This is a genomic window from Armatimonadota bacterium (assembly GCA_031459765.1).
Lineage (GTDB): Bacteria > Sysuimicrobiota > Sysuimicrobiia > Sysuimicrobiales > Kaftiobacteriaceae > Kaftiobacterium > Kaftiobacterium secundum.
In genome coordinates this window covers 2,712-6,777 of record JAVKHY010000026.1, presented here as the reverse complement: position 1 = coordinate 6,777, position 4,066 = coordinate 2,712, and the positions used below count along the sequence as shown (strand labels likewise).

Here is a 4,066-nt window from a genome sequence, read left to right as displayed (position 1 = left end):
ATCCTGCCGCCCTTTCTTCTGGGCGTCGGCGGTTTCGCCGTGCTCCTGGTCGGGGACATCCTGTACACGCTGGCCGAGTTCATCGTCTCGGGGCGCCTCACCCTTCAGGCGCTGGGACGCCTGCTCGCCTATAAACTCCCGGCCATCATGGTGATCACCTTCCCCGTCTCGACCCTCCTTGGCGTGCTGCTGGGGCTGGGACGGCTGGCGCGTGACCGCGAACTGCAGGCGATGCGCCTGGCCGGGATGAGCCTGGGCCGCCTCTTCGCCCCGGCGCTGGTGTTCGCCCTTGGCATGGCGGCGGTGACCTTCCTGACCAACGAGTATTTCGCCCCCTGGGCCAACCACCGGGCCAACACCCTGATCCGTCGCGCGGCCTTTGGCGAGGCCTTCCCGCAGGTGCGCGAGCAGGTCTTCTTTCGCGCCCCGGGCAATCGCTTCTTCTACGTTGAGCGGGTCGACGACGATCGACGGCTGTTGCAGAACGTCATGGTTTACGAGGTAACTCCGCCGTTGCCGCGTCTGATCACCGCCCGCGAGGGCCGCTGGGACGACCGGTACTTGCGCCTGCGGGACGGAGTCCTGCGGGAATTCGACTCGGAGGGGTTCACCCGGTACGAGGCGCGCTTCGACGAGATGCGCATCCTGGTGAACCTCCCGGGCGGCATTTTCTTCGCCGGGCAGAAGACCCCCGACGAGATGACCGCCGCCGAGCTGCGCCAGTACCTGGCCGCCTTCGGCCGGGAGGCGCCGCCGCGTTTTGCCATCGAGCTGCACCGGAAGTTCGCCATCCCCGCCGCCAGCGTGGTCTTCGCCCTGGTGGCGGCGCCGCTCAGCCTGCTGGCCACGCAGGGGGGGCGCTTCACCGGCGTGGGGATCAGCGTGGTGTTGCTTTTCCTGTATTACGCGGTGATGTCGAGCGCGCGGGCAGTGGGCGCTGTCGGAGCCGTCTCGCCCATGCTGGCGGCCTGGCTGCCGAACCTGCTCTTCGGCGTGGGGGGCCTCGTGATCTGGGCCCGGCAGGACCGGTGGTTGCACCGGGCGCCCGCGACTTCCGGGTGAGTCGCGACTTCCGGGTGAGTAGCGGTGGCGCGCCCTCCTGAAGTGCCGCACGCTCCCGCCGATCCGCGACCTCCGGGCACGCCCCGACCGCCCGGCGGACAGCGCCGCGCTCCGCTTGCAGTAGTAGGACTTGTGGCCGCCTCCCTCGGCGCAGGTGCCTACCTGGGGTGGTCCGCCGCCTGGTCGCGGCGCGTCCCCGCGCCGACCGGGACGGCGCCGGCGCCTGCCCCTGTGCCGTCCCCGCCCGGTGTGAGCATCAGCGGCGCCGTCCTCGTCCTCAGGAGCGAGGGCCGGCGGCAGGCGGAAGTCCATGCCGGCCAGGCGGACGTGAGCGCCGACGGCCAGTTCACGCGCTTCCGGGGTGTTCGCCAGGCCGATCTCTACCGCGATAGCGCCCCAGCCCTTCGCCTGCGCGCCGGAGAAATCGTGCTCGACCGCGCCACGGGCGACTTCACGGTGCTGGGGGACGTCGAGGTCGCCATCCTCCGGGGGGATGCGGTCTCCTCCGCGCTCGGCACAGACGGCGTATCCTCGACACCCGATTCGGCCGCGCCGCGGCGTTCTGCGGGCTCCTCCGCGGGCAGTACGCCGCCAGTCGAGACCGGTCGCCTTCAGGCCGAGCGGGTGCGGTACGATACTCGTTCCCGGGTTTTCGTTGCCGAAGGACACGTCCGTCTCACTGTCGGCGAGGTGGAGATCCGGGCGGATCAGCTGCGGCTTGACCAGCGGGCCCAGGTGGCGACGGCTCACGGGCAGGTCGTGGTGCAACAACCCGGCGCCCGACTGACCGCCGACAGCGTCCGGTACGAAATCCGCTCCCGGACGGCCGAGGCCGAGGGGCATGTAGTGCTGGCGCAAGGGGATCTGGTGCTGCGCGCGGGTCGCATGCGTTTCGACCTGGCCACGCGCATGACTCAGGCGTCGGCCGGGGTCACGGTGACCCAGAAGGGTCTGGAGGTTCAGGCCCCGTCGCTGGTCCACGACGGCCGGACCGACCAGGTGACGGCAGAAGGCGGGGTGCGTCTGAGTCGGGGCGGGAGCATCCTCACGGGGGAACGGCTGGCTGCTAGCCTGCGCGTCCTGCGTGCGGAGGTCAGCGGGGGGGCCCGTCTGGTCCGGCCGGCGATGCCTGCCGAGGGCGACGATCCAGCTGCGGACACGCTGACCCGCGAGGAGACCATCATTACGGCCGAGCGGATACGCTTTCGCTGGGACGCCCCGGAGGCCGAAGCCCTCGGCGGAGTTGAGGTGCGTCAGCGCGACCGGACGGCCCGCGCAGCCCGCGGCTACTACAACGAAGCGGACGGGCGGCTCGTGCTGGAAGGCGAGGTGGTGGTGGACGGTCTGACCGGAGACCTGTTCCTGTCGGAGGGCGAGCGGCCGGCCGACGGGGAGACGCGCCGGACGATGGCCATGCCGGCCCGCGTGGCGTGCGACCGGCTGACCCTCTTCCTCCGGTCTCGGGACATGGAGGCCGAAGGACGGGTGCGAGTGACCCAGGGCGCCCGGCAGGCGACCGGCGACCGCGCCCGCTACACCCACCGCGGCCGGAGCGTGGTGGTGATGGGGAGCGTGCACATGCAGGACGAGGATGGCAACCGGCTGCGCGCGGACCGCGTCATCATCGCGCTGCAGGAAGAGGCGTTCGAGGCTTTCGGCAACGTGCAGACGGAGTTCAAGGTCCGGCGCGGTCCGTAGCCCATCCATGCGCTCGCCCGGCGTTCGTGCGGCCGCGCTCGTGCTGGGGCTGTTCGTCCTTCTGCCGTCGGTCGCCGTGCCGGCGCCGGAGACCGGGTTTTCGCCCTCCCCCACGTTCCTCCCCGCGCCGACGGACGTCTCCGGGGAGGTGCCGGTGTTGATCCGCGCCGATGCCTTTCGCTACGATCGACGCACCCGCGTCCTGGTGGCCACTGGAAACGTCGTGCTCACCTTCGAGGATGTGACCATCGACGCCCATGCGCTTGTCGCCAACCTGGAGACGGGGGAGGTGACGGCGGAGGGCCACGTCCGTTTGCGCGTCGGCGCCCAGGAGGCCACCGCGGAACTGTTGACCTACAACCTGCGCACCCGCCTGGGCGTTCTACATCAGGCCCGCGCCCGGGTGACCAGCCCGATGGTGCTCGGGCCCGTCCACCTGCGCGCACAGCGGCTGGAGGGAGTGCTCGACCGCACCGTCTCCATCCGGGAAGGCTTCGTCACCACCTGCGACCCGGACGTTCCCCTGGTCTTTCTGACCGCCGACGAAATCGCGGTCTTTCTCAATGACAAGGTGGTGGGCCGCCGTGCGTCGCTGTGGATCGCCGGCCAGCGGGTTGTGACGCTGCCGTCGTTCATCATCTTCCTGCGCGAGAGGCAGGCGACGCGCTTTTTCCCCGTCGTCGGCTACAGCCCGGTGGAGGGATGGTTCGTGAAGACGCACACCACGTACTTTCTCAATGAAGGACACTGGGGATTTGTCCTCGCGGACTACATGGAGCGACTGGGAACCGGCCTGGGTGTCGAGCACGCCTATCGTCTGAGCGGCGGGCGCGGACAGGGGACCGCCCTCGTCTACCGCCTGGCCAACCGCCAGACCGGCGGGACCGACTGGCGGGTGGTCGTCAACCACGCCCAGGACCTGGCACCCGCCCTGCGGCTGAACCTCTTCGGGGACTACACGCATCGAGCGCCGGGCGGGACACCGTCCCCGCCCGCCACCAGCGACCTCTTCACCGCCCTCGACCTCAGCCACCGCACTACCGGCGCGACAACGTTCCTCTACGCGACCTACAGCAGCACCTCCGTCGGCCCGGCTCAAGGCCTGACCGGGACCCTGGTCCACAGCCAGGCCCTTTCGCCGGAGATGAGCGGCGAGGCTGTCCTCACCTTCACGCGGGCGGCAGGCACAGCAGGCGTGGACGACGAGCTCCTGCCGCGGCTGGTCCTGCGCCACTTCCGTCCGGGATTCTCCGCCTCGCTGGTAGCCGAGACCCGCTGGGACCTGGACGGCGATGTCTTCCCCGCT

General features: G+C 70.4%; 3 protein-coding genes. All 3 read left to right on the top strand.

All coding sequences use genetic code 11. From position 1 onward, the window contains the following. Positions 1-1,062: LptF/LptG family permease (locus QN141_14115; protein ID MDR7559612.1), on the top strand; the 1,062-nt coding region annotated here is incomplete at its 5' end. Between the two features lie 249 nt (positions 1,063-1,311). Next, complete coding sequence (locus QN141_14110; GenBank protein MDR7559611.1) at positions 1,312-2,760, top strand: LptA/OstA family protein; 1,449 nt, start codon at positions 1,312-1,314, stop codon at positions 2,758-2,760. Positions 2,761-2,767: 7 nt separating this feature from the next. Beyond that, the coding region (locus tag QN141_14105; protein ID MDR7559610.1) for an LptA/OstA family protein at positions 2,768-4,066 on the top strand (1,299 nt) is incomplete at its 3' end.